This window comes from Paraburkholderia atlantica, assembly GCF_000092885.1.
Lineage (GTDB): Bacteria > Pseudomonadota > Gammaproteobacteria > Burkholderiales > Burkholderiaceae > Paraburkholderia > Paraburkholderia atlantica.
This window is the reverse complement of record NC_014119.1, coordinates 1194980-1218008: the sequence shown is the minus strand read 5'-3', so window position 1 is coordinate 1218008 and position 23029 is coordinate 1194980. Positions and strand designations below refer to the sequence as shown.

Below are 23029 nucleotides of genomic sequence, written 5' to 3'. Positions count from 1 at the left end.
GTCAGCCAGCGATGCCGCCTTTTTGCACCGCTTTGCTTTTAGGCCGCTTCGGCGCCGGCCTGACAGAGTCCTTCGCCGGCTTAGCCTCGCGCTTGCGGGCCGCCGCCTGGGTCTCCTCGCGAAACGACGCGGCACGCGCTTCGCCTAGCGCAATCAGCGCGTCGGTGAGCTGCGCCATATGCGTTTCCATCGATCTGTTGTCGCCCGATTGAAAAGAGACGAAGGCGCCGTCGAAGCCGAGCATGCCGAAATACGCCAGTTCGTCGGCGACTGCTGAGGCCACGGCGTCGCCTTCGGCGCTGAACGTGCTGCGGATCATCTCGCGCATATAGTCGCGGCCTTCGTTGCGTACCTCGAAGACCGTCTGGATCGCCTCCGGCTCCGCTGCTTCGTTGCTCATGACCATGACGACCAACAGGCGCAGGAAGTTCTCGCGGTGCTGGAACACTTCCCCTGTCTTCTTCAGATACCAGCCCAGACGCTCGCGCGACGTGCCGCCTTCAGGGGGATTCTGGTGAGCTTCGCGCATCGCGGCGAAGAAGCCCCGCGCCCCTTGGGCCATCACCTCCGCCAACAACCCGGCCTTGGAGCCGAAATGATGATAAATCGCGCTCTTCGGGATTCCGGTTGCTTCGACCAGCGCCGACATCGAGGTGCCGGTGTAGCCATAGGCGGACATCACGCGGGCGGCCGCGTCTAGGATTTCCTGGCGCGATCGCTGGCCGCGTCGATTGCCAATTTGCTGTGCGTTTTCCATCCCAAAAGTATACCGCTTCGCCCCTTTTTTCCCGTCTTGGACCAATCGGTTCATTACTGGTTTGCCCTGGCTGTTCGAGATCGGACCGCGTGTCGCTGGAGCAGGATGAAACCGGCGTCACGGTCACCGCAAAGGACCTCTCGACGGGCGAAACGAAACAGACCCGCGTGCGCTACGTGATCGGCTGCGATGGTGGCAGCAGTGCCACGCGCGCCAAGCTCGGCGTGAAGCTGCTGGGCGATACGCTCGACGTGCAGTGGATCGTGATCGACTGCCGCGTCAAGCGCTGGTGGCCGGACCGCAACCTGCTGACGTTCTGGTCCGACAAGGAACGGCCTGCGGTGGACATCGCGCTCTCTGGCGGCAACCGCGCATAGCGACCTCGAATGGATCGAAGCGGTCGCCGACGTCGTCGAGCACGCGAAGATCGCGACGCTGCTGCTGCCCGGCATCGGCACGATTCACGATCTGAAGGCCGCCTACAACGCGGGCGCACGCGTGGTCCGCGTGGCGACGCACTGCACGGAAGCTGACATCTCGAAGCAGCACGTCGAATACGCACGCGAACTCGGCATGGACACCGTCGGCTTCCTGATGATGAGCCACATGACCACGCCGGAGAACTTCGCCATCGAAGAGAAGAAGATGGAGAGCTACGGCGCGACCTGCATCTATGTGGTCGATTCGGGCGGCACGCTGACGATGAACGACGTGCGCGACCGCTTCCGCGCGGTGAAGGCCGTGCTGAAGCCCGAAACGCAAACGGGCATGCACGCGGACCACAACCTGTCGCTCGGCGTCGCGAATTCGATGGTCTTGGTGGAAGAAGGCTGCGACCGCATCGATGCATCGCTCGCGGGCATGGGCGCGGGCGCGGGCAACGCGCCGCTCGAAGTGTTCATCGCGGCGGCCGAGCGCATGGGCTGGAATCACGGCACTTACCTCTACACGCTGATGGACGCCGCCGACGACATCGTGCGTCCGCTGCAGGACCGGCCGGTGCGCGTGGACCGCGAAACGCTCGCGCTCGGCTATGCGGGTGTGTGTTCGAGCTTCCTGCGTCATTCGGAAGTGGCCGCGAAGAAGTACGGCCTGAAGACCGTGGACATTCTGGTCGAGCTGGGCAAGCGCCGTATGGTCGGCGGCCAGGAAGACATGATCGTCGACGTCGCACTCGACTTGAAGCAGGCACGCCAGGCTTGATGCGCGAATGAGCCGCCTCATTGACGCTGCAAAAAAACCGGTCAAGTAAGCTATCTGGAGACTGGAATGAAAAAACATTCCATTGCAATTCTTGTGGGATTCCTGCCTGTCGGATACGCGTCGCGCAGAGCATGAACTCGACAACAACCACGCGCATCAGCTCGGCGCAACGCTGAACTATTCGCTCTCCAAGCGGAGCATGGTTTATGCGGAGGGCGTCTATCAGAAGGCGAGCGCAGGTTCACACGCTGCCATCAACGGCATCATGGGTCCCAACGGATCGTCCAGCACGGCGTCGCAGGCCATTGCACGAGTTGGCCTTCGCACCGCGTTCTGATTCTCGACTGACCCTGTAGTTTCATCCGCATCGGGCCCGCCGAGGAAACTCGGGGGGCCTCATATCATCTGCACGAGAGCGCGCCGCCAGGCATGGCGGCACCCTCTCCATCCAGCTCGGCGCGTCAACGGCAACACGCTAAAAGCCTTGCGCCGACGAAGCCGTCGAAGCCGCCCGCCCCGCGCGCCGCCGATAGAGCCCAAGCGTCGCGCCAAGCCCGCACAGCGCGGCGAAACTGAGCCAGTAGCCGGGCGCGGCCTTGTCGTGCGTGATTTCGATCAGGAAGGTCGACACGGCCGGCGTGAAGCCGCCGAACAGCGCCGTCGCGAGACTGAACGCCAGCGAAAAACCCGCGACGCGCACCTCCGCCGGCATCACCTCGGTGAGCGCGGCGACCATCGCGCCGTTATACATGCCGAAGAAGAACGAGAACCACAGCAGCACGCTCAGCATGCGGCCGAAGCTCGGCGCCGCGGCGAGCCACGACAATGCCGGATACGCGGTGAAAATCGCCAGCACGGCAATGGCGAGCAGAATCGGCTTGCGGCCGATCCGATCCGACAGTGCGCCGCCGATCGGCAGCCAGATGAAGTTCGACACGCCCACCAGCAACGTCACCATCAGGCTATCCGACGTCGACAGTTTGAGAACGGACTTGCCGAAGGTCGGCGTGTAGACGGTGATCAGATAGAACGTGGTCGTCGTCATCGCGGTGAGCAGCATGCCCGCGATCACCGTGCGCCAGTTGCTGAGCAGCATCGCGAAGATCTCGCGCGTCTGCGGATGATAGCGGCGCGCCTCGAACGCGGCGGTTTCCTGCAGCGAACGGCGCAGGAGGAACAGGAACGGCACGATCGCGCAGCCGATGAAAAACGGAATGCGCCAGCCACACGCGCCGATCTGCTGTGCGCTCATCCAGTGATTCAATCCATAGCCGAGCGCCGCCGCCATCACGATCGCGACCTGCTGGCTGGCCGACTGCCAGCTCGTGTAGAAGCCCCTTGCGCCGGGCGTGGCCATTTCCGCGAGATACACCGACACGCCGCCCAGTTCCGCGCCCGCCGAGAAGCCCTGCAACAGCCGTCCGAGCAGAACGAGCGCGGGCGCAAGCAGGCCGATGGTCGCGTAACCGGGCACGCACGCGATCAGGATCGTGCCGCTCGCCATGATCGACAGCGTGACGATCAGGCCGGTGCGCCGCCCTACCTTGTCGATATACGCACCGAGAAAGATCGCGCCCAACGGACGCATCAGAAAGCCCGCGCCGAACACGGCGAAGGTCAGCATCAGCGACGCGAACTCGCTCGACGCCGGGAAGAAGATCTTCGAGATGGACGTCGCGTAGAAGCCGAACAGAAAGAAGTCGAACTGTTCGAGGAAGTTGCCGCTCGTCACGCGCAGTACGGCCGCGGCTTTGGACGAGCGCGCCCCGACCGGCGTGCCGGCTAGTGGTTCGGTAGCGTTCATGAATATGTCCCCTGTTGTTATGACAATATGCGGCGCGTGTCGCGCCTAGTCCGAGCCGAGACCCAACGTATTGGGCTGGCGCTTTTCGATAGACGATTTGAGCAGCGCCGCCGAGCGGAAAATGCCGTGTGCGAACTTGCCGTACGGAAGCGTCGCGAACAACGCGATCACGATGCCCAGATGCACTGCGAGCAGCCACGGCATCGCCGCCGTTTCGCGCAGCCCCAGCAGCCCGAGGCCAGACGCGCTCGTGAGCAACAGCAGCGCGATGAAGGCACGGTCCATCGGACGCTGGCGCGCATCGCCCTGCTCCGGATGGCGCTTCAGGTTGAGCCACAGCAGCCCCAAAGGCCCGACGATCAGGCCGATCCCGCCCGCCGTACCCAGCAATACCGGCAAGCTGAAGAACGGATACGGGGCTTCCTCGCCGAGCAGGTAGTGATAGAGCGTCGCCACCACCGTTGCCGCGAAACACAGCATGAAGCCGTAGAACGTGAAGTGGTGAAAGCGCCGCCGCGCGAGCGTGAAGGCATCGTTCGATTCGTTGCAGCCGTCGCCATGTCCGCCGTCGAGATACTTGAGCGTCAGCGCGTTTTTCGCCGCTTCCGTCACGGCCGGCGTGCTCGCGGTCGCGGTTCCCGGCGACACGTCGCGCCAGAAGCGCGTCACGCCGATGCCGAGCGCCACGATGGCAAACAGGAAGACCGCGCCGAACATCGCCGCCAGCAGGTTGTGCGGGAAGATCGCGTAGAAGTTCGCGGGCGCGATGTTGCCGCTCAAACCGCCATGCATGGCCGTGCCGAGCAGCAGAAAGAGAGCTAGCCCCGCCGCCAGCGCGACCGACAGCGTCACGCCATTGCGCTTGTACAACCCGCCTAGCGCCTTGGGCCACGCGTATTCGGTGTAGGTTTCGAGGCGCACTTGCGCCATCGCCTTCGGCACGTTGACCGCGAATTCGTGCGGCGGCGCGTACTGGCACGCGTGGTAGCAGGCGCCGCAGTTGTGGCACAGATTGGCCAGATAGTTGACGTCGGCCTTGCCGAATTCGAGGCGCCGTGTCATCGCCGGGAACACCGCGCAGAAGCCTTCGCAATAGCGGCACGCGTTGCAGATCTGCATCTGGCGCGCCACTTCGCCTTCGCTTGCGGTCAGCGGCACGATCGGAATCACGCGCGAGCCGCTGCGCGTGCGTTGCACGTCTTGCTTCGATTCGAACGCCGCGGCGCGCGTGCGTTCGGGCGCGAGCGTGTCAGTTTGCTGCACAGGAAACCTCCGTTGTCTGCAGTGCGGCGCGCGCGGCCTGAGTGCCGGCAATGCGCCCGAACGCCGTGCCGATCGACATGCCGACGCCCGCTGTATAGCCCTTGCCGAGCACGTTGCCCGCCATCATCTCGCCCGCGACGAACAGGTTCTCGCTCGCCTCGCCGCCGAAGTGCACCTGGGCGCGGTCGTTGGTCTTCAGGCCGAGATACGTGAACGTGATGCCAGGACGCAATGCGTAGCCGTAGAACGGCGGCGTATCGATGGGGCGCGCCCAGTGCGTTTTGGGCGGCGTGACGCCTTCGGTATGGCAGTCGTCGAGCGAGGTGTGATCGAAGGTGCCGACGCGGCAGGACTCGTTGTAACGCGACAGCGTCTCCATGAAGCGCGCTTCCGGCAGCTTCAACTGGCGTGCGAGTTCGGGCAGCGTGTCGGCCTTTACGCCGGGAAACACCGGCGGCATGAAGCGGCCGATCGCCTTCGAATCGATGATCGAGTAGCCGATCTGCCCCGGCTGATGCGCAACGAGGCGTCCCCAGATCGCATAGCGTTTCGGCCAGAAGTCCTCGCCTTCGTCGTAGAAGCGCTCGGCCTCGCGATTGACGACCACGCCGAGCGACACGCAGTCGATGCGCGTGCAGATGCCGCCGTCATAGAGCGGCGCGCGCGCATCGATGGCCACGCAGTGCGACTGCGACGGATCGCCGATCATGTCCGCGCCGGCATCCATCATGTGGCGGATCAGCACGCCCTTGTTGAAACGCGTGCCGCGGATCAGGAAGTTGTCGGCGGGCCATTCGCCGCGCTCGTTTTGTCCCCAGGCCTCGCGCAGCCATTCGCGGTTCGATTCGAAGCCGCCTGCCGCCAGCACACAGGCGCGCGCCTTGAAGCGCTGGTTACCGCTTCGGGCCGCGACGAAACGGCCGCCGTCGAGTTCCAGCGAATCGACGGGCGTTTGGTAGCGAATCTCGACACCCAGCGCCTCGGCGCTGCGGTAATAGGCGTTCACGAGCGCCTTGCCGCCACCCATGAAAAACGCGTTGGTGCGCGCCACATGCAGCGCGCCCGACAGCGGCGGCTGAAAGCGTACGCCGTGCTTTTGCATCCAGGGCCGGCACGACGACGACGCGCGAATCGTCAGCCGCGCGAGATGCTCATTCGTGATACCGCCGGTGACTTTCAGCAGGTCTTGCCAGAATTCTTCTTCCGGATAGGCATCGACGAGCACGTCCTGCGGCACGTCGTGCATGCAGCGCAAATTGCGGGTGTGTTGGGAATTGCCGCCGCGCCATTCGCGCGGCGCCGATTCGAGCAGCAGAACCGACGCGCCGGCTTCGCGCGCCATCAATGCCGCGCAAAGCGCCGCATTGCCTCCTCCGATTACGAGTACGTCGACCATCTTGTGGGCCTCCTTTCGGACGCACTCTAATGGTCGCGCTCGTCCTCCGCCATCAGCGGGTCGTCAACGGGCCTTCAGTTTTTGTGAAGGCCTCCGACTGACGCAGGCGCGCGCCGGGCCAGCGGCCTTCGCGCACCAGTGCGCGCGCGACATCGGCGAGCACCACGCGCGCGGCGAGCCCCGCGGGCGAAAGCTCGTCGTCGGAGATGCTCGCGATCATATTGGGCCGTGTGGCGAAGCTTTCGATCACCGGCACGCTAGCCAGTACCGCGTTCTCCGGTCGCGCGAGCGCGGCGCCGGGCTGGATGGTCGCGGCGATGCCCGTGCGCACGACGTCCATCAGCAGCGCGAGGCCGTCTACTTCGGCCGCGATGTTCGGTTCATATTTGGCTCGCTTGAACGCGGCGGACAACAGCGAGCGCAGGCCGTGCGCGCCGCTCGGAAGGACGAGCGGAAGCTTGCCGAGTTGGCCGAGACGCACGCTCGCGCCCGCCGGCATATCTTCGAGCTCGTGCCGGCCGATCACGAACAGCCGCTCGTCGAGCAGCGACACGACGCTCCAGCGCTGCGCGGGCTCCGGGCGAAACAGCACGGCAAGATCGATCTGGCGCGCGCTCAGCATCGACGCGAGATAGCCGGACAGGCTTTCGACGATGCGCAGCCGCACATCGGGATAGCGCGCGCGCATGGCCTGCATGAACGGCACCCCGAGCACGCTGGCGGTGCTCGGCGCCATGCCGACGCTGACGTGGCCCGAGAGCCGGGCGGCGCGCGCGGCGAGCGCCGCGTCGTCGATATGGCGTAGCGCGAGTTGCGCCTGACGCCAGAACGCGAGACCGGCATCGGTCGGCACGACGCCGCTGGAAGTGCGCTGCAGCAGGCGCGTCGACAGTTCGCCTTCCAGGCGGCTGATCTGCTGACTCAGCGCGGAAGTGACGACGCCGAGTTCGAGCGCGGCCTTTCCCATGCTGCCGTGTTCGACGACGCTGAGGAAATAGCGTAATTGTCTAAGTTCCATTTCACGATCGGCGTGGACGAGAATCGCGGCTATTGTCGCAGATTGGAAACGGGTGCAGACAGGGTGTCACGACTCGTGTTCACGTGACTACCTCGTCATTGGCGGCTCATGATTCGTCGCCCTTCAGGCTCGACTCATGAAACAGCGTACCCGGCCAACCAGCTCTCCCATCACATCGGGTCATCCCGTAGAACGATCCCAGCGTCATGCGGGCGCAACGCGCCAGTCCGATCGTGATCGGGCGAAACGTCTGGATCGCGGCCGGCGCAACGATCATCGTCGGGGTGACGCCCGGTGAGTTATCCGCTCGATTGGCGGCCGAGGTCTGGATTTTCGCCGGTGATGCGCCTGATGATCGCGAGCAACTCCTCGATATCGACGGGTTTGACGAGATGCGCATCACACCCCGCCTCCGCCGAGTGAGCCACGTCCTCAGGCTGCCCATATCCCGACACGGCGACGATTTCGAGGCGCTTGCCCGCCGCCTGATGATCCCTCAGCCGACGCGCAACCTCATAGCCGCTGATTCCCGGCAGCCCAAGATCGAGGAACACGATCTGCGGCTCGAACGCAGCGGCTATCTGAAGCGCGTCTTCACCGCTGTGCGCGGTGCGCACATCGTGCGCGTCGAGAATCATGGCGAGCGACACAGCGGCATCGCTGTTATCGTCGACGATCAGAACCCGCAGACGGTCGGACGCCGGCAGACCGGCTTCGGCACCGTCCTTCGCGTCCTGATCGCGGCCCTGGCAAACGGGTAGACGTATTTCGAATTCACTGCCTCTGTTCTTGCCTGCGCTCCTCGCGGCAATGGTCCCGCCGTGCATCTCGGTCAGCGTCTTGCACACCGACAGCCCGATTCCGAGACCGCCCCTCGACGGTTCGCCGTGGCACGAACCCTGGACGAACAGATCGAACACGTGAGGCAGTGCGTCGTCCGAAATGCCCGTGCCCGTGTCCGAGACGCTCACGCAGACTTCCTGCCCGACGAGCGTCGCGCATACGACGATCCGCCCACCTTCGTCGGTGTATTTGATCGCGTTATCGAGCAGATTCGAAAATGTCTGGGTGATCCGCGCCTGGTCGCCGTGCACGTACACCGGGTGCTCCAGCGGCAGACGCACGATGTCGTGATGCCGCTGCAACGCAGCCGGCATCGTGATTTCCAGAGCGTGGTCGAGTGCCAGCCTGATATCGAAGACCTCGCGCTTCAACACGATTTTGCCGGTGGTGATTCTCGATACATCGAGCAGGTCGTCGATCAGATGCGACAGGTGACCGGTCTGGCGTTCGATCACATTGCGCAGCCACTCGCGTTTGGCGGAATCGGCTCCCGCGCTGTGACCCAGCAGATGCGCGGCGTTGCGCACGGGCGCCAAAGGATTGCGCAGCTCGTGCGCGAGCGTGGCCAGAAAGATGTCCTTGCGGCGATCCGCGTCGCGCAGTTTCGCCTCCGCGTCGGCGCGCTCCGTCACGTCGCACAAGCTGCCAATGAACGTGTAATCGTCCTGATGAACGGGCGGTCGCAGATACCCGAACATTTCGACGGTCCTGAGCGCACGGTCGATTACACGGTGCAGCCGGAACGCGACATGCACCGGCTCGCCGGAGATTCGCCGGGACTGGAAATGACTTCGCAGCAGTTCGACATCGTCCGGATGAACGACCGACGTCATGAACTCGGTTTCCGTCAACGGCCCCCGCTCCTCGGGTTGCCCGGTGATTTCATACATCCGGCGGTTTTCCCACACGCCTTGCCGCGACGCGCCACACCACTCGAAGATGCCGATGCCGGCCGCGCTCGTCGCGACGCGCAGCCGCTCCTCCGTGAGCTTCAGCGCGGTCAGCGCGGTGTGCAGGCTGTCCTGTGCCGCCGCCACCTCGGCCGCCTGACGTTGCATGTGCGCCTCGATAGCGTTTTCGATCATCGCGCGAAAGGTGCGCTCGACGACGTCGTGCGCGCGCATGTGAACGTCGACGGAAGCGGCAACTGGACCGAAATACGCGCGGATCTCGTGCTTCAGAAAGCGCTGCATCAGATCCATGTTGCGAAACAGATCCGTGACCCGCCAGTCGTCCGGCCAGAACCTGCCAGGCTGTGCGATAGCTACATGATCGAGAGACGGGTCGCTGTCGGCGACCAGCAAGGAAGCGCATACCTCGGCCAGCATGTAGGCGAAACAGCCCGTCAGTCCCTGCCCGCTGTCCGCATCGGCGGTGTGTGCGCCCTGCTCCGATGTCTCGGCGATCCAGCGCTGCATCAATTGCTCACGGGTACGTCCCAGCCGGCGCGACAGCCCGTTTAGCGTAATCGCGCCGCGGGAATCCGGATCGAGATCCCGTTTCATCGAGACGCCCCCGGACGAGCGCGGTGAGCCCGCGATGCCGCCCTGGCACGCCGGCTTATGTCAATCAACTTCTCTCTCATGGCCCGTTTTTTATCGGATATGTCGCTTGCGACTATTAATAGTATCGATCGGCCGAAGTTGGACCCCAGCCCGCCGCAAATCGTCTGACACTGTACCTGTTGCGGGGCGGCGGTTTAACCGAGACAAACCCGCAGCCGCGTCTGGCGAGGCTAGACGAAACGCGTGACACTTCCGGGTAAGATTGCCGGAACGCAATCAAGACGCGAAGGAGCCATGGCGATGGAGGAACCTCGGAACTCGACGCGACACAAAGGTCCCACGGTCGCGTTTGCCCTGCAAGGTGGCGGTTCGCATGGCGCGTTCACGTGGGGGGTGCTCGACCGTCTGCTAGAGGCTTCGTCGCAGGCAATGCCACTCGATATCGCGGCAATCAGCGGCGCAAGCGCGGGCGGCATCAATGCGACGCTGTGCGCGGCGGGTCTCGCAACCAGCGGGGCAGCGAAAGCACGCGACATGCTGCGCGCCTTCTGGGAAGCGGTATCGCGCGCCGGCGCGCTGGCAGGCAACGCGCTGCTCGGCTTTTCCGAACCTGGCCCGTTCGGCGGCTGGAATATCGACTGGAATCCCGCCGCCATCATGCTGGAGGCCGTCGGACTCGTCGCTTCGCCTTATGGCAATCCGTTTTACCGCGATCCGCTCGGGCCGGTAATTCGTTCCGCGCTCCCCGAACACGACCTTGCCGCGCTCAATACGACGCGCGATGGCCCGCAACTATTCCTTTGCGCAACCGACGTACGAACCAACCAACGCGCAATCTTCACCCGCCCCGATATTTCCATCGACGTATTGCGCGCTTCCGCATGCCTGCCGAACGAGTTTCGCACCGTCAGCGTGGACGGCATACCGTACTGGGATGGCGGCTACCTGGGCAACCCGCCTTTGGCGCCGTTGATCGACCATGCCCAGGACCTGATTCTCGTGCTCGCGAATCCGTTCGTGCGCCACGACATGCCGCCCAAAGATGCGCGCGGAATTCTCGAGCGGCTCAACGAAATCGGCTTCAACGCGTCCGTGGTGCTGGAGATCAACGCGATCGAAGCGGTCAACCATGTGCTCGACTCGGTCGGCGAGGAAGCGGCGAGCAAAAGCCGCTTCAAACCCGTCCGGTTTCACCTGATTCGCGACGACGATTTTCTGGCGAAGTTCGGTTTTGTGTCGAAGAGCAGCACGTCGTGGTCATTGCTCAGCACGCTATTCGAGCGTGGCCGCGAAGTGGCCGGCGTATGGCTCAAACACGACTACGCCAAGCTCGGGCAAGCGTCTTCGGTCGACGTCAAGGCTTCGTTGATCGATCCGACGCTCAAGCACAGCGGCAATGCGGGCGCGCGACCAAACTGACGTTGTCGGCCGGCGCGCGAGATTTCCGGCTGACGTTGCGCAGATTGGCGCCGCGCGATCCGGCGTGGATGCAGCCGGATCGAGCGCGTAGCAGGCTGCGGCCGTCAGCTTGCGGCTGTGTCAATCGCCAGCCTGCGAGATGACTCTCGCGATGGCATGCGCCGCCGTCGCAACGTTGTTGTCATTGAGCGCGGCGACACACATGCGCCCGGAGCGGATCAGGTAGACGCCGTGCCGTTCGCGCAGCGTGTCGACCTGCTTCGCCGACAGGCCCGTGTACGTGAACATGCCGCGCTGCTCGAGATAGCGCGCGAGCATCGTGTCCGGTACCTTGTCGCGCAGGCGTTCATGGATCTCCGCGCGCATACGCATGATGCGCCGGCACATCGAAGCAAGCTCCTGTTGCCACGATTGCCGTAGCGCCGGTGTGGTCAGCACGCGCGCTACGATCTTCGCGCCATGCGTCGGCGGATTGCTGTAGTTGGCGCGCACAGCGCTCGTCAATTGACCCAGGACGCGCGCCGCAACATCCGGCGACTCGCAAATCACCGACAGTCCGCCGCACCGCTCGCCATACAGCGAGAAGTTCTTCGAGAACGAATTGGCCACCAATGCCGGCACGTTCTGGCGCACCAGTTCACGAATCGCAAATGCGTCCGCGTCGATGCCTGCGCCGAAGCCTTGATACGCCATGTCGATAAAGGGCAGCAGGTCCCGCTTCCTGATGACCTCGACCAGCTCCACCCATTGCGCGTCGTTCAGATCGACACCCGTCGGGTTATGACAGCACGCGTGCAACAGGACGACGCTGCGCGCCGGCAGCGCATCGATGGCCGACAGCATCTCTTCGAACTTCAGACCTCCGCTCGACTCGTCGTAGTACGGGTACGCGTTGACTTCGAATCCCGCGCGCTCGAAGATGAAACGGTGGTTTTCCCAGGTCGGATCGCTGACCCATACGCGCGAGCCCGCAAAGTAGCGCTTGATGAAATCCGCACCGACCTTCAGCGCGCCCGAGCCGCCCAAGGTCTGCACGGTCGCGATGCGCCCCTCGGTACGCGCCGCCGAGTCGTCGCCGAATACCAGCGATTGCATGGCATCGCGGTAGTGGGCAAAGCCCGCCATCGGCAGGTACGGCTTGGGGCCGAGCTCGGCGAGCAGTTGTCCTTCGGCCTCGCGTACGGCTTGCATCACCGGCAAGCGGCCGTGATCGTCGTAGTAAATGCCGATGCTCAGATTGACCTTGTGATCGCGCGAATCCTTCGCGAAGTTCTCGTTCAATGTGAGGATCGGGTCGCCCGCATAGGCATCGATGTGTTCAAACATGCTAGTTCCTTGGATCAGGCCAAAAGATTGCACAAGCGCGGTGCCTAGCGCGTCGCCACGCCAACGGCGACCGAGGCGCCCGCGCGCCTATTGCGCACGCGATAACCAACGCCCAGCGCAACGAGCCAAACGGGGATCAGATAGACCGACATGCGCAGATCAGGTATCAGCCACATCACGACCAGAATGCCGGCAAGGAAGATCAGGCAAAGATAGTTGGTAAGCGGATAACCGAGGCTGCGGAATACGGTCGTCTCACCGGCGCGCGCTTTCGCGGCGCGGAAACGCAAATGAATGATGCTGATCATTGCCCAGTTGATGATCAGCGCCGAGACGACGAGCCCCATCAATAGTTCGAATGCCTTGCCCGGCATCAGATAATTGATCAGCACGCAGGCGGCCGTCGCGACGGCGGATACACCCAGCGCGGCGAGCGGAATTCCGCGCGAGTTGACCTTCAGCAGAGCGCGCGGCGCATTGCCCTGGCCTGCGAGGCCGTAAAGCATGCGGCTGTTGCAGTAGACGCCGCTGTTGTATACCGACAGCGCCGCGGTGAGCACCACCGCATTGAGCACATTGGCGACGAAGTTGCTGTTCATCGCGTGAAAGATCAGCACGAAAGGACTGCCGCCCGTGACGACTTTCTCCCACGGATACAGCGACAGCAGCACGCCGAGTGCGCCGACGTAAAAAATCAGGATTCGGTAGATCACCTGGTTGGTCGCGCGCGGAATCGTGTGCGAAGGATCTTCTGCCTCGGCGGCCGTAATGCCGACGAGCTCCAATCCACCGAACGAGAACATGATGACGGCCATCGCCATCACGAGACCCGACACGCCGTTCGGGAAAAAGCCGCCGTGGCGCCACAGATTGGCCACGCCCGCTTCAGGACCCGCGTGGCCCGAAATCAGCAGATAGCCGCCGAAGCCGATCATGCCAACGATCGCCGCGACCTTGACGATCGAAAACCAGAATTCGAGTTCGCCGTACGACTTCACGCTGGTGAGATTGATCGCGTTGATCACGCAGAAGCACACGAGCGCGGAAACCCACGTTGGCAGACCTGGCCACCAGTACTGCATGTAGATGCCCACGGCCGACAGTTCCGCCATCGACACGAGCACGTAGAGCACCCAGTAGTTCCAGCCGGAAACAAAACCAGAGAATTGTCCGCAGTATTTGCCTGCGAAGTAACTGAAGGAACCTGCGACGGGCTCATCGACGACCATTTCGCCGAGTTGCCGCATGATAAAGAAAGCGACGACGCCCGCAATTGCGTATCCAAGCAACACGGACGGCCCTGCCGCCTTGATGGTCTGCGCGATGCCGAGAAAGAGGCCCGTGCCGATTGCGCCTCCTAGCGCGATCAACTGGATGTGACGATTCTTCAGGCCGCGCTTTAGCGTGCCCTGTTCCTGATGTGCCACGGTGTTGTCTCCTGTGTCCTGCGGTTGGTTCTGGACGCCACGCCTCGTTTTCCGCCTGCTCCGGTCAGAGCAGGCGAAATATGCCGAGGCCTCACAGCCGACGCTCGTGACGCCGGTGCCGTGTCTTGCTGGAATAGGTATTGTTGAAGCGGCGATGAACGGGTTGTATGCGCGTCAAACCTTCAACGTCCCCCGCTCGATCTGATCGCGTTCGAGCGACTCGAACAGCGCCTTGAAATTGCCTTCCCCGAAGCCTTCATCGCCCTTGCGCTGGATGAATTCGAAAAAGACGGGGCCAAGCAGCGGTTTGGAAAAGATCTGCAGCAGCAGGCGCGGCGATCCGTCCGCCGTCGTTCCGTCGAGGAGAATGCCGCGCGACTGCAATTCGCCAACGGGTTGACCGTGACCCGGCAAGCGTGTCTCGAGCGCATCGTAGTAATAACTGTTCGGCCCGGTCATCAGCGGCACGCCTGCCATCTGCAGGTTGTCGATCACCGCGATCAGATCGTCGGTCAAGAAGGCGATGTGTTGAATGCCCTCGCCGTTGAAGGCCATCAGGAATTCTTCGATCTGGCCGCTGCCCTTGCCGGATTCCTCGTTCAATGGAATGCGGATCTTGCCGTCCGGCGCCGTCATCGCCTTCGACGTGAGCCCCGTGTATTCGCCCTCGATGTCGAAGTAGCGTAGCTCCCGGAAGTTGAACAGCGTCTCGTAGAAGTTGGCCCAATACGTCATGCGGCCGCGATAGACGTTGTGCGTCAGGTGATCGACGAGGCGCAGGCCGTGACCGGCCGGCCGCCGCTCGACACCTTCGATGAACTCGAAATCGATGTCGTAGATCGACTTGCCGTCTTCGAAGCGGTCGATCAGATAAAGCGGTGCGCCGCCAATGCCTTTAATCGCGGGCAATCGCAACTCCATCGGACCGGTTGCGATTTCGATCGGCTGAGCGCCCAGCGACAGCGCGCGGGCGTAGGCTCTGTGCGAATCCTTCACGCGGAAGGCCATGCCGCACGCACTCGGGCCATGCTCGGCGGCAAAGTAAGCGGCCTGACTATTGCGCTCGCGATTGACGATGAAGTTGATTTCGCCCTGGCGGTAAAGCAGCACGTCTTTCGAACGGTGGCGAGCCACCAGTGTGAAGCCCATCTGCTCGAACAGCGGTTCGAGGACATTGGGTACGGGCGAGGCAAATTCAACGAATTCGAAGCCCATCAGTTGCATTGGATTGTCAAACAGGTCGGCCATGATCTCTCAGGTTCAGCGGATGGTGAATGATTGGTGGCGAGCGATTAGCACTGAGCGATGCCGGAGGCATGTTGTAAAAATGAAAGAAAATTTCTCTGCTCGTCTTGTAGGCAGGGCCCCCGTGCCACCTGCACATCTGAGCATTTCCCAACGCACATGCTCGGGTCGCAGCGACATCTGGGATCAGTTTAATTTTTTATCGATGCAATAGGATTTCCTAGCGGACGCAGACAAACCCTGATTTGTGCATTAACATTTCATTTCACCGGGGAATGAGGAAATAACAGTGCATACAATCGACATCGACCGAATCGACGTGCGTTTGCTGGAGATTCTTCAGTCGCAAGGCCGCATCTCAAATCTCGAGCTTGCCGAGGCGATCAAGCTGTCGCCCGCGCAAACGCTGAGGCGTCATCGCCGGCTCGAGGAAATGGGTGTGATCAAGTGCTACGAGACGCGGCTCGACGCGCAGCTGCTGGGCTTCGGCGTAGTGGCTTTCATCCAGGTGACGATGGAGCGAGGCCATGTGCGCGACCTGTCGAAGTTCAAGCGAATGATCTCGGAACTCACCCAGGTTCAGGAATGCTTCGTCGTGACGGGTGATATCGATTACATGCTCAAGGTCGTCGCGCACGACCTGAAAGCGCTGTCGGAATTTCTGCTCGATACGCTGATGCGCATTCCCGGCGTGAGCGGAGTCAAGTCCAGCGTTTGCCTCGACGAAATCAAATGTACGGGTGCTGTGCCGTTGGCGGCCTAGTGAATCGACTCGGAGACCGTGCTGACGATCAGCGAAAACAAGCGGTCCATTTCACCTTCGATCTCGCTGCCGCTGAACGGATCGCGATTGGCGCCGAACGCCTCGTCCAGTTCCAGCCAGTCGTCCGCAGTCAGATAGCGCAGCGCGGCCGGCAATATCACTTCCTCTTCCTGGCGCCTGTGTGGCTGTAAAACGCCGCGTATTCATCAACCAGCATTCGTAAAGCCGGCGCCGCGGCATACCCGGTCAATTCATATCGGGTCAGCGCGCTTCCTTCGGATGATGAACCTGCTCCGGATATTCCCGAATGTACAATGACTCGACGAGTCGGGTCATGCCGTTGACCACCGCTGAAAGCTGTTGATGTTCGCGGACAATGGTCTGTACCGCCCTCCGCGCGATTGGATGTTGCATGTGACTGCTCCTGAAGGTCGAAGCTCCGAGGCAATGCAGAGAGGGGAATCAGTGCACCCTGCCGACCGACCTCAATATCGAACGTCCTTGAGCAGTCAGACGCCCTCGCGCGTATCCAGACGAGAGTTTTTCCAGAATTACAAGTTGGCGTTCACATAACGCGTCGAGATCGCCGGGATCGAAATTTTCCGGACGCGGGTTTGTTTCGAGAAGCATGAGCGTTGCGATCTCATGTGGGCTGAGCATCATCGTCTCCTTGGCTCTGACGTTCCATGCAACATGGTCCTGTCTCGAAGGATAGATGCTCACCAAAACGTGTCGACGTGCATTTTGTCGCACACCTGGACGCCGGAGGGCCGCGTCTCCGCGCAGGTCGAAGCCTCAGCATGCTGCCAGGGTTCGTGCAGGATGTGCCGCCGCGATAGAGCCAAACCGCCCCGCAACCCGTTCGATAGCCACGATATGACTGAGTGCCGCACAGTACGTCTCGTCGATACTCCGCTCCCCATCCAGCGCGACGACGCCGTTGACCTCGAACACGGCGCGATAGGCCGCCACCTGACGGGTCAGAAAGCTCATCGGCGGCGGCTGGTCGTTCTCGTCGTTCCTTGACCGCACGCGACGGTGTGACGTCGCGCCGCAGACATTCAGACCAAAGGCGACGTCTGGACGCAGCAGATGGCCAGCGACGCTGCGGAGCACAAGCGCAGTCTCAGCGGGATCGGAACGCGTGCCGATCTCAGCCTGAGAGGTGAACACGTAGCGGTCGCAAAAGACCACGTCGCCGCGTTGCAGCGCCGGTATGACCGTGTCGGTCAGATGCTGGACGAGGTCTCCCATGATGGACAGCAGAATGCCCAGCATATCGACCCGACGTACGCTTGCGTCGGCTCCCAAGCTGGCTTTGGAGGTATGCCAGTGGCTGTCGACCATATCCCGGAACACCGCATCTTTGCGGATGCGACTGGTCGGCGTAAAGGTCGTCACGCAGTTGAGCCCGGCACCAGTGCACGCGCTTTCGAGCTTCTTCATCAACGAAGATTTCCCCGCCCCATCCACACCGCACAACGTGATCAGCACGCCAGGATAAGCATGGGGCTTGAGCTCGAGCGCTTCGAACACAGCATTCGACATGAAATCACCTCAGACCATAACTTCGCGACATTCGGCAACCATCTCGTCGCGTGCCTCGATCGGTGCGAGGACCGCGGTGAAGTGCTTGAGCATCGGCGGTGCCGAGACGATGCGCATTCCGCGGATCGCATCGCGTCGCTGGTAGACCCGGATCAACGCGGCGGCAACCGCCGCGAGGTGACTATCGGTGTAGACGCGGCGTGGAATGGCCAGTCGCAGCAGTTCCAGCCTCGGAGCGCTGACCGCGCCCGTCGATGGATCTTCTTTCAGGAACGCCAACGAGCCCAGACCGACGGCGCGCACGCCGCCCTCCAGATAAAGCTCGGAAGCCAGCGCCTCGGCCGGAAACTCCGAGCGCGGCACGTGCGGCAGAAAGGCGGCGGCATCGACATACACCGCGTGTCCACCGGTCGGCCGCAGAATCGGAACGCCGCCCGCGAGCAGTGTGTTCCCTAGCCGTTCGACCTGACCCACGCGGTGTTGCAGGTATCTGTCGTCGACCATCTCGCGCAGACCGATCGCGAGCGCTTCGAGATCGCGGCCCGCCATCCCCCCGTACGTGACGAAGCCTTCGTGCAGCACGAGCAGCGGCACGACCTGCTCATAGAGCGTGCGCGATCGGGTCGCGAGCAAGCCGCCGATGTTGACCAGCGCATCCTTCTTGCAGCTGAACGTGCAGCCTTCGGCATAGGAAAACTGCTCCTTCAGAATTTCCGCCACCGACCGGTTCGCATAGCCGCTTTCGCGCTGCTGGATGAAGTATGCATTCTCCGCGCAGCGCGCCGCATCGAAGTACACCGGAATCGCAAACTCATCGGCCAACGCCTTCACCGCGCGCAGGTTCGCCATCGAGACCGGCTGGCCGCCGCCCGCGTTGTTCGTCAGCGAGACCATGATCAGCGGAACGTTGGCGCGTCCCTCGCTTTCGATCACGTTGCGCAGCTTCTGCACATCCACATCGCCCTTGAATGGGTGCTCGACAGAAGGTTGGTAGCCGATTTCGGCGACGCACGATATCGCGGTCCCGCCGGCAATCGATACGTGCGCCTCGGTCGAATCGAACGGCGCGTTGAACGGCACCACCTGGCCCGGGCGCACGAGAGTCCGGAACAGGAAGTGCTCGGCCGGCCGGCCCTGGTGAGTCGGCAGCACGTATTCGAAGCCGAGCATGTCTCGCACGGCCTGCGTCAGCTTCGTAAAGCTGCGGGAGCCGGCATACGACTCGTCGCCGGTCATGATGCCGGCCCACTGGTTCGCGCTCATCGCGGTCGTGCCGCTGTCCGTCATCAGATCGATATAGACGTCGTCGGCTTCGAGGCGAAACACGTTGTACCCGGCAGCGGCAAGCCGCGCCTGCCGCTGCTCGCGGTCGATCAGCCTGATCGGCTCGACCATCTTGATCCTGTACGGCTCAGGCTGACTGTTTTCTAGAAGCATGCACTCCTCCTGCGTCGAAAGTAAGCGGGCCAGCGGACGGCTGGCCGCTTCGGGCATCACATACCGCGTCAGGCGCTTTGCTCGATCGGCAATATCTCGATTGGCGACCAGTCCGGATCGCCGCCGTCCGCGGACGTGCGCTGACAACCGCGCGCGTTATGAGCCGCTTCGAAGCGTTTCTCGATCCGGTTCAGGATCGACCAATACGCGCCCCGCTCGCCTTGCGCGATCGCTTCGACCAACGCGTCGTTCGCGTTGTAGTTGAACAGGCTCGCATTGGTCCCAAAGAACCTCCGGTCATTGCCGATCAGATCGGCGATGAATTGCTGCGGGTCCGGGCCCAATGCGGTCGGCAGATAGAACACCGGGTGCAGCAGATCGTCATTGCCTTCGATATGGCCGTGCAGATTCGGATTCCCGGCGTGCAGCCCTTCGCGGCGGATCATCTGCTCGAGCTCGGTGCCCGGAAAAATCCTCAGCCCGACCGTGACCGAAACGCGTTCAGGATCGACCCGCTTGATGAACTCGATGGTCTCGCGCGCGGTCTCCTGCGTCTCGCCGGGCGCGCCGAACAGCAGTTCGATGATGTGCTCGAGACCGTGGCGCTTCGCGGTATTGACCGCATGTTCGATGTCTGGAGCGCCAAAGGTGCGGCGCAGTATCTTCAGCATCGTTTCGCTGGCGGTGTCGACGCCGAAGTTCATACCGACGCAACCGGCTGCTTTCATCGCGGCCGCGAGTTCATCGGGAAACGGCCGCGGCATACCGTACGCATACCACTGGATTTTGCCGGCCAGCCCGTGCCGGATGATGGCCGCGCACAGCGCCATCGGATGCGCGACGCTCAGATTGAATTCCGAGTCGTTGATATGAAAGACGTTGACGCCGCGCTCCTCGAGCGATGCCATCTCGGCGACGACGTCATCGGGTTCGCGCATGCGCACCGAGCGGCCTTTGATCAGCGGCTCGACGCAATAGATGCAGGAGCGGTTGCAGCCGCGTTTCGTTTCGATGCCGATCTGGCCGCCTTTGGCGAAATAGTGCGGGTTGTTGACCAGTTCGCGTTTGTGAGGCCCTATGCTGGCCAGTGGTCCGCATGTGTTCGGGGCGAGCGGCGTAGCGTGCACCCCGGCCGTATCGCGGTAGACCAAGCCGGATATGTGCGTGAAACTCCTGCCCTCTTCGAGGCAAGTCAGCAGTTCGGGGAAGCTGAATTCGCCTTCCCGGACGATGCCGAAGTCGGCGTCGAGGTAAGCAAGCAGTTTTTCCGGCATCACCGAATAGCCCGCGCCGCCCATCACGATCGGGACCGCGCGCGCACGCCGAAGCATCGCGACGATGTCCCTGATGCGGTCGAGAAAGCTGTAGCCGCTGGAAAAATAGACGTCGTCGGTATTTCGCAGCGTCACCCCCCAGTAGTCCGGCGCGGCGGTGCGGCAGTGCTCGGCAATGGCCGCCTCGCAATCATCGGAGAAGCACAGGTCGAGCAAGTTGAGCTCGAAGCCTGCTCGCTCCATCGGCGCCGACAGATAGTCGAAGGCAATCGGCGCAATCGCCGGCTTGATCTGGTTCGTGTTGACGAAGGTGACGCGCTTGGCCATGTTCGATCAGTCTCAGTGGAAAGTATCGCGAGGGTTAACAGGCATGCGGCTAGACGGCGACGTCGATCGACATCTTCTGGCCCGCGCGGGCCACCGTCATCTCGCTCATGAATTCACTGAACCGATGCAGCATCACCGTCGCGAGGTGCTTCGCCTTTTCCTCGCAGTCGGAGAACGCATAGAAGCCCGGACCCGCGCTGCTCATCCCCGCGTACACCGCGCCCTCGCGTTGCATCGTCTCATCGAACTCACGCATCACGTCGGTCCGGAAGATGCCTTCGAGCACCTTCATGTTGCTCATGCTGTTGAGTTCCCAGCCGTGCTTCAGAAACGCGAAAAGGTCGTTACGATGCAGCGCGGGCCGCAGTTTCTGTTCGATGAAGTTGCGCCACGCAATGCCATAGCGCTTCTGCCACTCGACGAAATGTGTCGGCACGAAGCCCGCCTCGGTGGTGCCGGACATGTCCGCGCCTTCGCCGTGCGCACGCAGCGCTTCGGTCGCTAGCGTGTCGTAGTTGCCGACGGCGGTGGTCACCCACAGGTTTTCCGAACTCAGATTGCCGAGGAAACGGCCGTTGCCGTGCTTCTCGTCGACCCAGACCAGCCCGCCGAAGAACAGGCACGCTTCGCCGACGCCGGTCTCGAGGCCGAAATACACGTGCTCGTGATCCTTCGCGGTCTCGACGTAGTTGCGGGTGATCATTTCCCACATGTCGTGCGGCGAGAACGGTGAGCCGAACAACGCGTTCAAGCCGGCGAGCGTCGCGGTGTTGAACGACACATTCGAGCCGAAGCCGCTGTGCTGATGCTGGATGCTGCGCAGCCGATCGACACGGATGTCGTCGCGTGCGTAGCCGACCGTTCGCTTGAACAGCTCGAGCATGTGCCGCCCGCTCGGCACGTCGCAGCCGCCTTCGCCGTTGTTCGTCTTCGTGACGGTGATCCGGTGTCCGACCGTGCTCGTCGATACGCCGAGTCCGCCGCCACCGAAGCCGGGCATCATCTGCATGAAGTCGAACACGGCGAAGTGAAGGCGCCCTGGCACCGAGACTTCGGCACGATCGTAGCTCGGTACCGCATCGCGCTCCCAGTGCGGCAGCACAGTCAGATTCGCCCCCGGCAGGAACTGCCCCGCTTTCGCCTTCCAGGCCTGATTCATTGCTCTACCTCCGTCCTCGTGAGTTCCAGGAATTCCAAAGGGAACCACCCATTGTTCGCGCTGCTAGTGCACTGTTCGTGCCAGGCGTTCTTTTGCTTCGCGAACTGAGTCCCCGTCAGATGCAATGACGCAAGCAGGCAGCCAGATTTCAAAAGGCGGGGCGATACATCCGCACGTATAGATGTTTGGACGTCGACATGTGAACCGGGCCGGTATCAGACGTCGTGCAGTCGAGCGGCAGCCAACAGATGCCCTTCAGATGTTGGCCCGGCACCGACATTCGGCAGGCTGCGGGGGGGCTCCACCCGAAAGTGCGTCGGCAATTCGCAGACACCGCTTCAATCCGCACGATACCCCCGCCGCCTTTTGAGATCTGGGCACTTCGTTCCGTTCTTGCAGGGGATGAGGACGACTTTCGTGGTGCCAGCGGATGACTGGCATGAACCCTGCAAAAAGCGTCCACAGAAAGTGGCACCAGTCGATCGCCACTCGTGACCCGCCTCTTGATCTTTGCCGGGAGCCGCAGATGACAGCAACCTTGAAGGACGACGCAATGGCGCGACGCCACATCGATTGGCCGCGCGCGTTGCGAGCGATCAAGGCGTTGAGGGAGAACGTAGACGACATTCAGCATGCCTACGAGGTGATGATCGCGCTCGACGGCGGCCAGATGGAGACGATGTACCAGCGCTTTCTGAGCGAACCGGGCGCCGGCGCGCTGCTTTCGGAACAGCCGTCACTGCTCGCCACGCTCGCAGATTCCGACACGCTGCTGCGCTTGCCGCCTGGCTCGTTCGGCCGCGCTTACATGGCGATGATGGAGCGTAGCGGCTACAGCGCTGATGGTCTGCTGCAAGCGAGCCGGCTGGCCGCGGGCCTCGAAGAAATCCTCCCGGGCCCGGACCGTCAGTGGTTCATCGAGCGCAGCGGCTGCATTCATGACCTGCTGCACGTGTTGACGGGCTATGGACAGGACTGGGCCGGCGAGACCTCGCTTCTCGCATTCGACTGCGGCCTCGAGCCGATGCGTGCGCGCATCGTCGGTCTGCTCGGCACTGCGCTGACCGCTCCGTGGTGGCCGAACTTCTGGGTCCATCGTTTTCTGCGCCGCGCGTGGCTGCGTGGCAAGCGCGCGCGCATTCCCCTCTCATATCGCTGGGAAGAAGCGTTGGAGCGGCCGCTCGCACTCGTCCGCCTTCAGCTGGCCATCGAGCCGGTCGCGCTCGCGCATCCCCAGGGCATCCTGGCCGGTGGCCAGACTCTGCCGTGGCGCTACGCCGCCGCGCCGAGCAACGCGTGAACAGAAAGGAACCCC

Annotated in this window: 20 protein-coding genes and 3 pseudogenes; 7 read left to right on the top strand and 16 right to left on the bottom strand. The window is 62.7% G+C overall.

What is annotated here, in order from left to right; genetic code table 11:
• Nucleotide 1 precedes the first annotated feature (1 nt).
• Nucleotides 2-757 (bottom strand): TetR/AcrR family transcriptional regulator, encoded by a 756-nt coding sequence (locus BC1002_RS33100; RefSeq protein ID WP_041735801.1) that lies wholly within the window; start codon nucleotides 755-757, stop codon nucleotides 2-4.
• Here BC1002_RS33100 and BC1002_RS33095 point away from each other — a divergent pair.
• From BC1002_RS33095 to BC1002_RS39220, 3 genes and pseudogenes are all read left to right on the top strand, one after another.
• Entirely contained in the window at nucleotides 745-1134 is a 390-nt protein-coding gene (locus BC1002_RS33095) for an FAD-dependent monooxygenase (protein ID WP_337999513.1), read from the top strand. The two genes, BC1002_RS33100 and BC1002_RS33095, sit on opposite strands and share 13 nt — an antisense overlap.
• Nucleotides 1124-1960 (top strand): annotated as a pseudogene (gene dmpG, locus BC1002_RS33090) (4-hydroxy-2-oxovalerate aldolase); the annotation flags it as partial. The gene BC1002_RS33095 and the pseudogene dmpG, both read left to right, overlap by 11 nt.
• 136 nt (nucleotides 1961-2096) lie before the next feature.
• Nucleotides 2097-2297, top strand: a pseudogene (locus tag BC1002_RS39220) (porin); the annotation flags it as partial.
• 138 nt (nucleotides 2298-2435) lie between these two features.
• Here the strand turns inward: BC1002_RS39220 and tcuC are convergent.
• Genes tcuC through BC1002_RS33065 form a run of 4 tightly spaced genes read right to left on the bottom strand, consistent with a single transcriptional unit; the run spans nucleotide 2436 to nucleotide 7441 of the window.
• On the bottom strand, nucleotides 2436-3764 hold the full coding sequence (gene tcuC / locus BC1002_RS33080; protein WP_013094336.1) for an MFS transporter: 1329 nt from the start codon (nucleotides 3762-3764) through the stop codon (nucleotides 2436-2438).
• 45 nt (nucleotides 3765-3809) lie between these two features.
• Nucleotides 3810-5027 carry a tricarballylate utilization 4Fe-4S protein TcuB gene (gene tcuB / locus BC1002_RS33075; protein ID WP_013094335.1) on the bottom strand — a complete coding sequence of 406 codons (1218 nt, stop codon included), beginning with the start codon at nucleotides 5025-5027 and terminating at the stop codon, nucleotides 3810-3812.
• Nucleotides 5014-6423 carry an FAD-dependent tricarballylate dehydrogenase TcuA gene (gene tcuA / locus BC1002_RS33070; RefSeq protein ID WP_013094334.1) on the bottom strand — a complete coding sequence of 470 codons (1410 nt, stop codon included), beginning with the start codon at nucleotides 6421-6423 and terminating at the stop codon, nucleotides 5014-5016. The genes tcuB and tcuA overlap by 14 nt, the downstream gene beginning before the upstream one ends.
• 52 nt (nucleotides 6424-6475) lie before the next feature.
• Nucleotides 6476-7441, bottom strand: a complete 966-nt coding sequence (locus BC1002_RS33065) for a LysR family transcriptional regulator (protein ID WP_013094333.1) — start codon at nucleotides 7439-7441, stop codon at nucleotides 6476-6478.
• Between the two features lie 154 nt (nucleotides 7442-7595).
• Here BC1002_RS33065 and BC1002_RS39215 point away from each other — a divergent pair.
• Nucleotides 7596-7767 (top strand): annotated as a pseudogene (locus tag BC1002_RS39215) (sugar O-acetyltransferase); the annotation flags it as partial.
• Here the strand turns inward: BC1002_RS39215 and BC1002_RS33060 are convergent.
• A complete protein-coding gene (locus tag BC1002_RS33060; protein ID WP_013094332.1) occupies nucleotides 7741-9789 on the bottom strand; it encodes a hybrid sensor histidine kinase/response regulator in 2049 nt (682 codons plus the stop codon). The pseudogene BC1002_RS39215 and the gene BC1002_RS33060 sit on opposite strands and share 27 nt — an antisense overlap.
• A gap of 300 nt (nucleotides 9790-10089) precedes the next feature.
• On the opposite strand from BC1002_RS33060, the gene BC1002_RS33055 reads away from it, so the two are divergent.
• Entirely contained in the window at nucleotides 10090-11208 is a 1119-nt protein-coding gene (locus BC1002_RS33055) for a patatin-like phospholipase family protein (protein ID WP_013094331.1), read from the top strand.
• 120 nt (nucleotides 11209-11328) lie between these two features.
• Here the strand turns inward: BC1002_RS33055 and BC1002_RS33050 are convergent, their stop codons facing one another.
• The 3 genes from BC1002_RS33050 to hppD all read right to left on the bottom strand — a co-directional run bounded on the left by BC1002_RS33050 (nucleotide 11329) and on the right by hppD (nucleotide 15209).
• Nucleotides 11329-12534 (bottom strand): amino acid aminotransferase, encoded by a 1206-nt coding sequence (locus BC1002_RS33050; protein ID WP_013094330.1) that lies wholly within the window; start codon nucleotides 12532-12534, stop codon nucleotides 11329-11331.
• A 44-nt stretch (nucleotides 12535-12578) separates the two neighbouring features.
• Nucleotides 12579-13961 (bottom strand): amino acid permease, encoded by a 1383-nt coding sequence (locus tag BC1002_RS33045; RefSeq protein WP_013094329.1) that lies wholly within the window; start codon nucleotides 13959-13961, stop codon nucleotides 12579-12581.
• 174 nt (nucleotides 13962-14135) lie between these two features.
• On the bottom strand, nucleotides 14136-15209 hold the full coding sequence (gene hppD / locus BC1002_RS33040) for a 4-hydroxyphenylpyruvate dioxygenase (protein WP_013094328.1): 1074 nt from the start codon (nucleotides 15207-15209) through the stop codon (nucleotides 14136-14138).
• A gap of 286 nt (nucleotides 15210-15495) precedes the next feature.
• On the opposite strand from hppD, the gene BC1002_RS33035 reads away from it, so the two are divergent.
• The gene (locus tag BC1002_RS33035; protein ID WP_013094327.1) at nucleotides 15496-15969 is read left to right on the top strand and encodes an Lrp/AsnC family transcriptional regulator; all 474 of its coding nucleotides are present in this window, start codon (nucleotides 15496-15498) and stop codon (nucleotides 15967-15969) included.
• Here BC1002_RS33035 and BC1002_RS39630 read toward each other — a convergent pair.
• From BC1002_RS39630 to BC1002_RS33010, 7 genes are all read right to left on the bottom strand, one after another.
• Nucleotides 15966-16130, bottom strand: a complete 165-nt coding sequence (locus BC1002_RS39630) for a hypothetical protein (RefSeq protein WP_337999512.1) — start codon at nucleotides 16128-16130, stop codon at nucleotides 15966-15968. The genes BC1002_RS33035 and BC1002_RS39630 overlap by 4 nt on opposite strands.
• 100 nt (nucleotides 16131-16230) lie before the next feature.
• Nucleotides 16231-16383, bottom strand: a complete 153-nt coding sequence (locus BC1002_RS39625; protein WP_337999511.1) for a hypothetical protein — start codon at nucleotides 16381-16383, stop codon at nucleotides 16231-16233.
• A 48-nt stretch (nucleotides 16384-16431) separates the two neighbouring features.
• The gene (locus tag BC1002_RS39885) at nucleotides 16432-16629 is read right to left on the bottom strand and encodes a hypothetical protein (RefSeq protein ID WP_013094326.1); all 198 of its coding nucleotides are present in this window, start codon (nucleotides 16627-16629) and stop codon (nucleotides 16432-16434) included.
• A gap of 135 nt (nucleotides 16630-16764) precedes the next feature.
• Entirely contained in the window at nucleotides 16765-17517 is a 753-nt protein-coding gene (locus BC1002_RS33025) for a dTMP kinase (RefSeq protein WP_013094325.1), read from the bottom strand.
• 9 nt (nucleotides 17518-17526) lie between these two features.
• On the bottom strand, nucleotides 17527-18954 hold the full coding sequence (locus BC1002_RS33020) for a tryptophanase (protein ID WP_013094324.1): 1428 nt from the start codon (nucleotides 18952-18954) through the stop codon (nucleotides 17527-17529).
• A 68-nt stretch (nucleotides 18955-19022) separates the two neighbouring features.
• Nucleotides 19023-20555 (bottom strand): B12-binding domain-containing radical SAM protein, encoded by a 1533-nt coding sequence (locus BC1002_RS33015; RefSeq protein WP_013094323.1) that lies wholly within the window; start codon nucleotides 20553-20555, stop codon nucleotides 19023-19025.
• Between the two features lie 49 nt (nucleotides 20556-20604).
• On the bottom strand, nucleotides 20605-21714 hold the full coding sequence (locus BC1002_RS33010; RefSeq protein WP_013094322.1) for a hypothetical protein: 1110 nt from the start codon (nucleotides 21712-21714) through the stop codon (nucleotides 20605-20607).
• A gap of 526 nt (nucleotides 21715-22240) precedes the next feature.
• On the opposite strand from BC1002_RS33010, the gene BC1002_RS33005 reads away from it, so the two are divergent.
• A complete protein-coding gene (locus BC1002_RS33005) occupies nucleotides 22241-23014 on the top strand; it encodes a Coq4 family protein (RefSeq protein ID WP_013094321.1) in 774 nt (257 codons plus the stop codon).
• The last annotated feature ends 15 nt before the right edge of the window (nucleotides 23015-23029 follow it).

Coding starts and splice junctions, on each gene's coding strand:
- tcuA (WP_013094334.1), bottom strand. CDS start 6,423: ATGGTCGACGTACTCGTAATCGGAGGAGGCAATGCGGCGCTTTGCGCG.
- hppD (WP_013094328.1), bottom strand. CDS start 15,209: ATGGCCGACCTGTTTGACAATCCAATGCAACTGATGGGCTTCGAATTC.
- BC1002_RS33020 (WP_013094324.1), bottom strand. CDS start 18,954: ATGCTTCTAGAAAACAGTCAGCCTGAGCCGTACAGGATCAAGATGGTC.
- BC1002_RS33050 (WP_013094330.1), bottom strand. CDS start 12,534: ATGTTTGAACACATCGATGCCTATGCGGGCGACCCGATCCTCACATTG.
- BC1002_RS33005 (WP_013094321.1), top strand. CDS start 22,241: ATGACAGCAACCTTGAAGGACGACGCAATGGCGCGACGCCACATCGAT.
- BC1002_RS33055 (WP_013094331.1), top strand. CDS start 10,090: ATGGAGGAACCTCGGAACTCGACGCGACACAAAGGTCCCACGGTCGCG.
- tcuC (WP_013094336.1), bottom strand. CDS start 3,764: ATGAACGCTACCGAACCACTAGCCGGCACGCCGGTCGGGGCGCGCTCG.
- BC1002_RS33015 (WP_013094323.1), bottom strand. CDS start 20,555: ATGGCCAAGCGCGTCACCTTCGTCAACACGAACCAGATCAAGCCGGCG.
- BC1002_RS33025 (WP_013094325.1), bottom strand. CDS start 17,517: ATGTCGAATGCTGTGTTCGAAGCGCTCGAGCTCAAGCCCCATGCTTAT.
- BC1002_RS33060 (WP_013094332.1), bottom strand. CDS start 9,789: ATGAAACGGGATCTCGATCCGGATTCCCGCGGCGCGATTACGCTAAAC.
- BC1002_RS39885 (WP_013094326.1), bottom strand. CDS start 16,629: ATGCTCAGCCCACATGAGATCGCAACGCTCATGCTTCTCGAAACAAAC.
- BC1002_RS33010 (WP_013094322.1), bottom strand. CDS start 21,714: ATGAATCAGGCCTGGAAGGCGAAAGCGGGGCAGTTCCTGCCGGGGGCG.
- BC1002_RS33065 (WP_013094333.1), bottom strand. CDS start 7,441: ATGGAACTTAGACAATTACGCTATTTCCTCAGCGTCGTCGAACACGGC.
- BC1002_RS33100 (WP_041735801.1), bottom strand. CDS start 757: ATGGAAAACGCACAGCAAATTGGCAATCGACGCGGCCAGCGATCGCGC.
- BC1002_RS39625 (WP_337999511.1), bottom strand. CDS start 16,383: ATGCAACATCCAATCGCGCGGAGGGCGGTACAGACCATTGTCCGCGAA.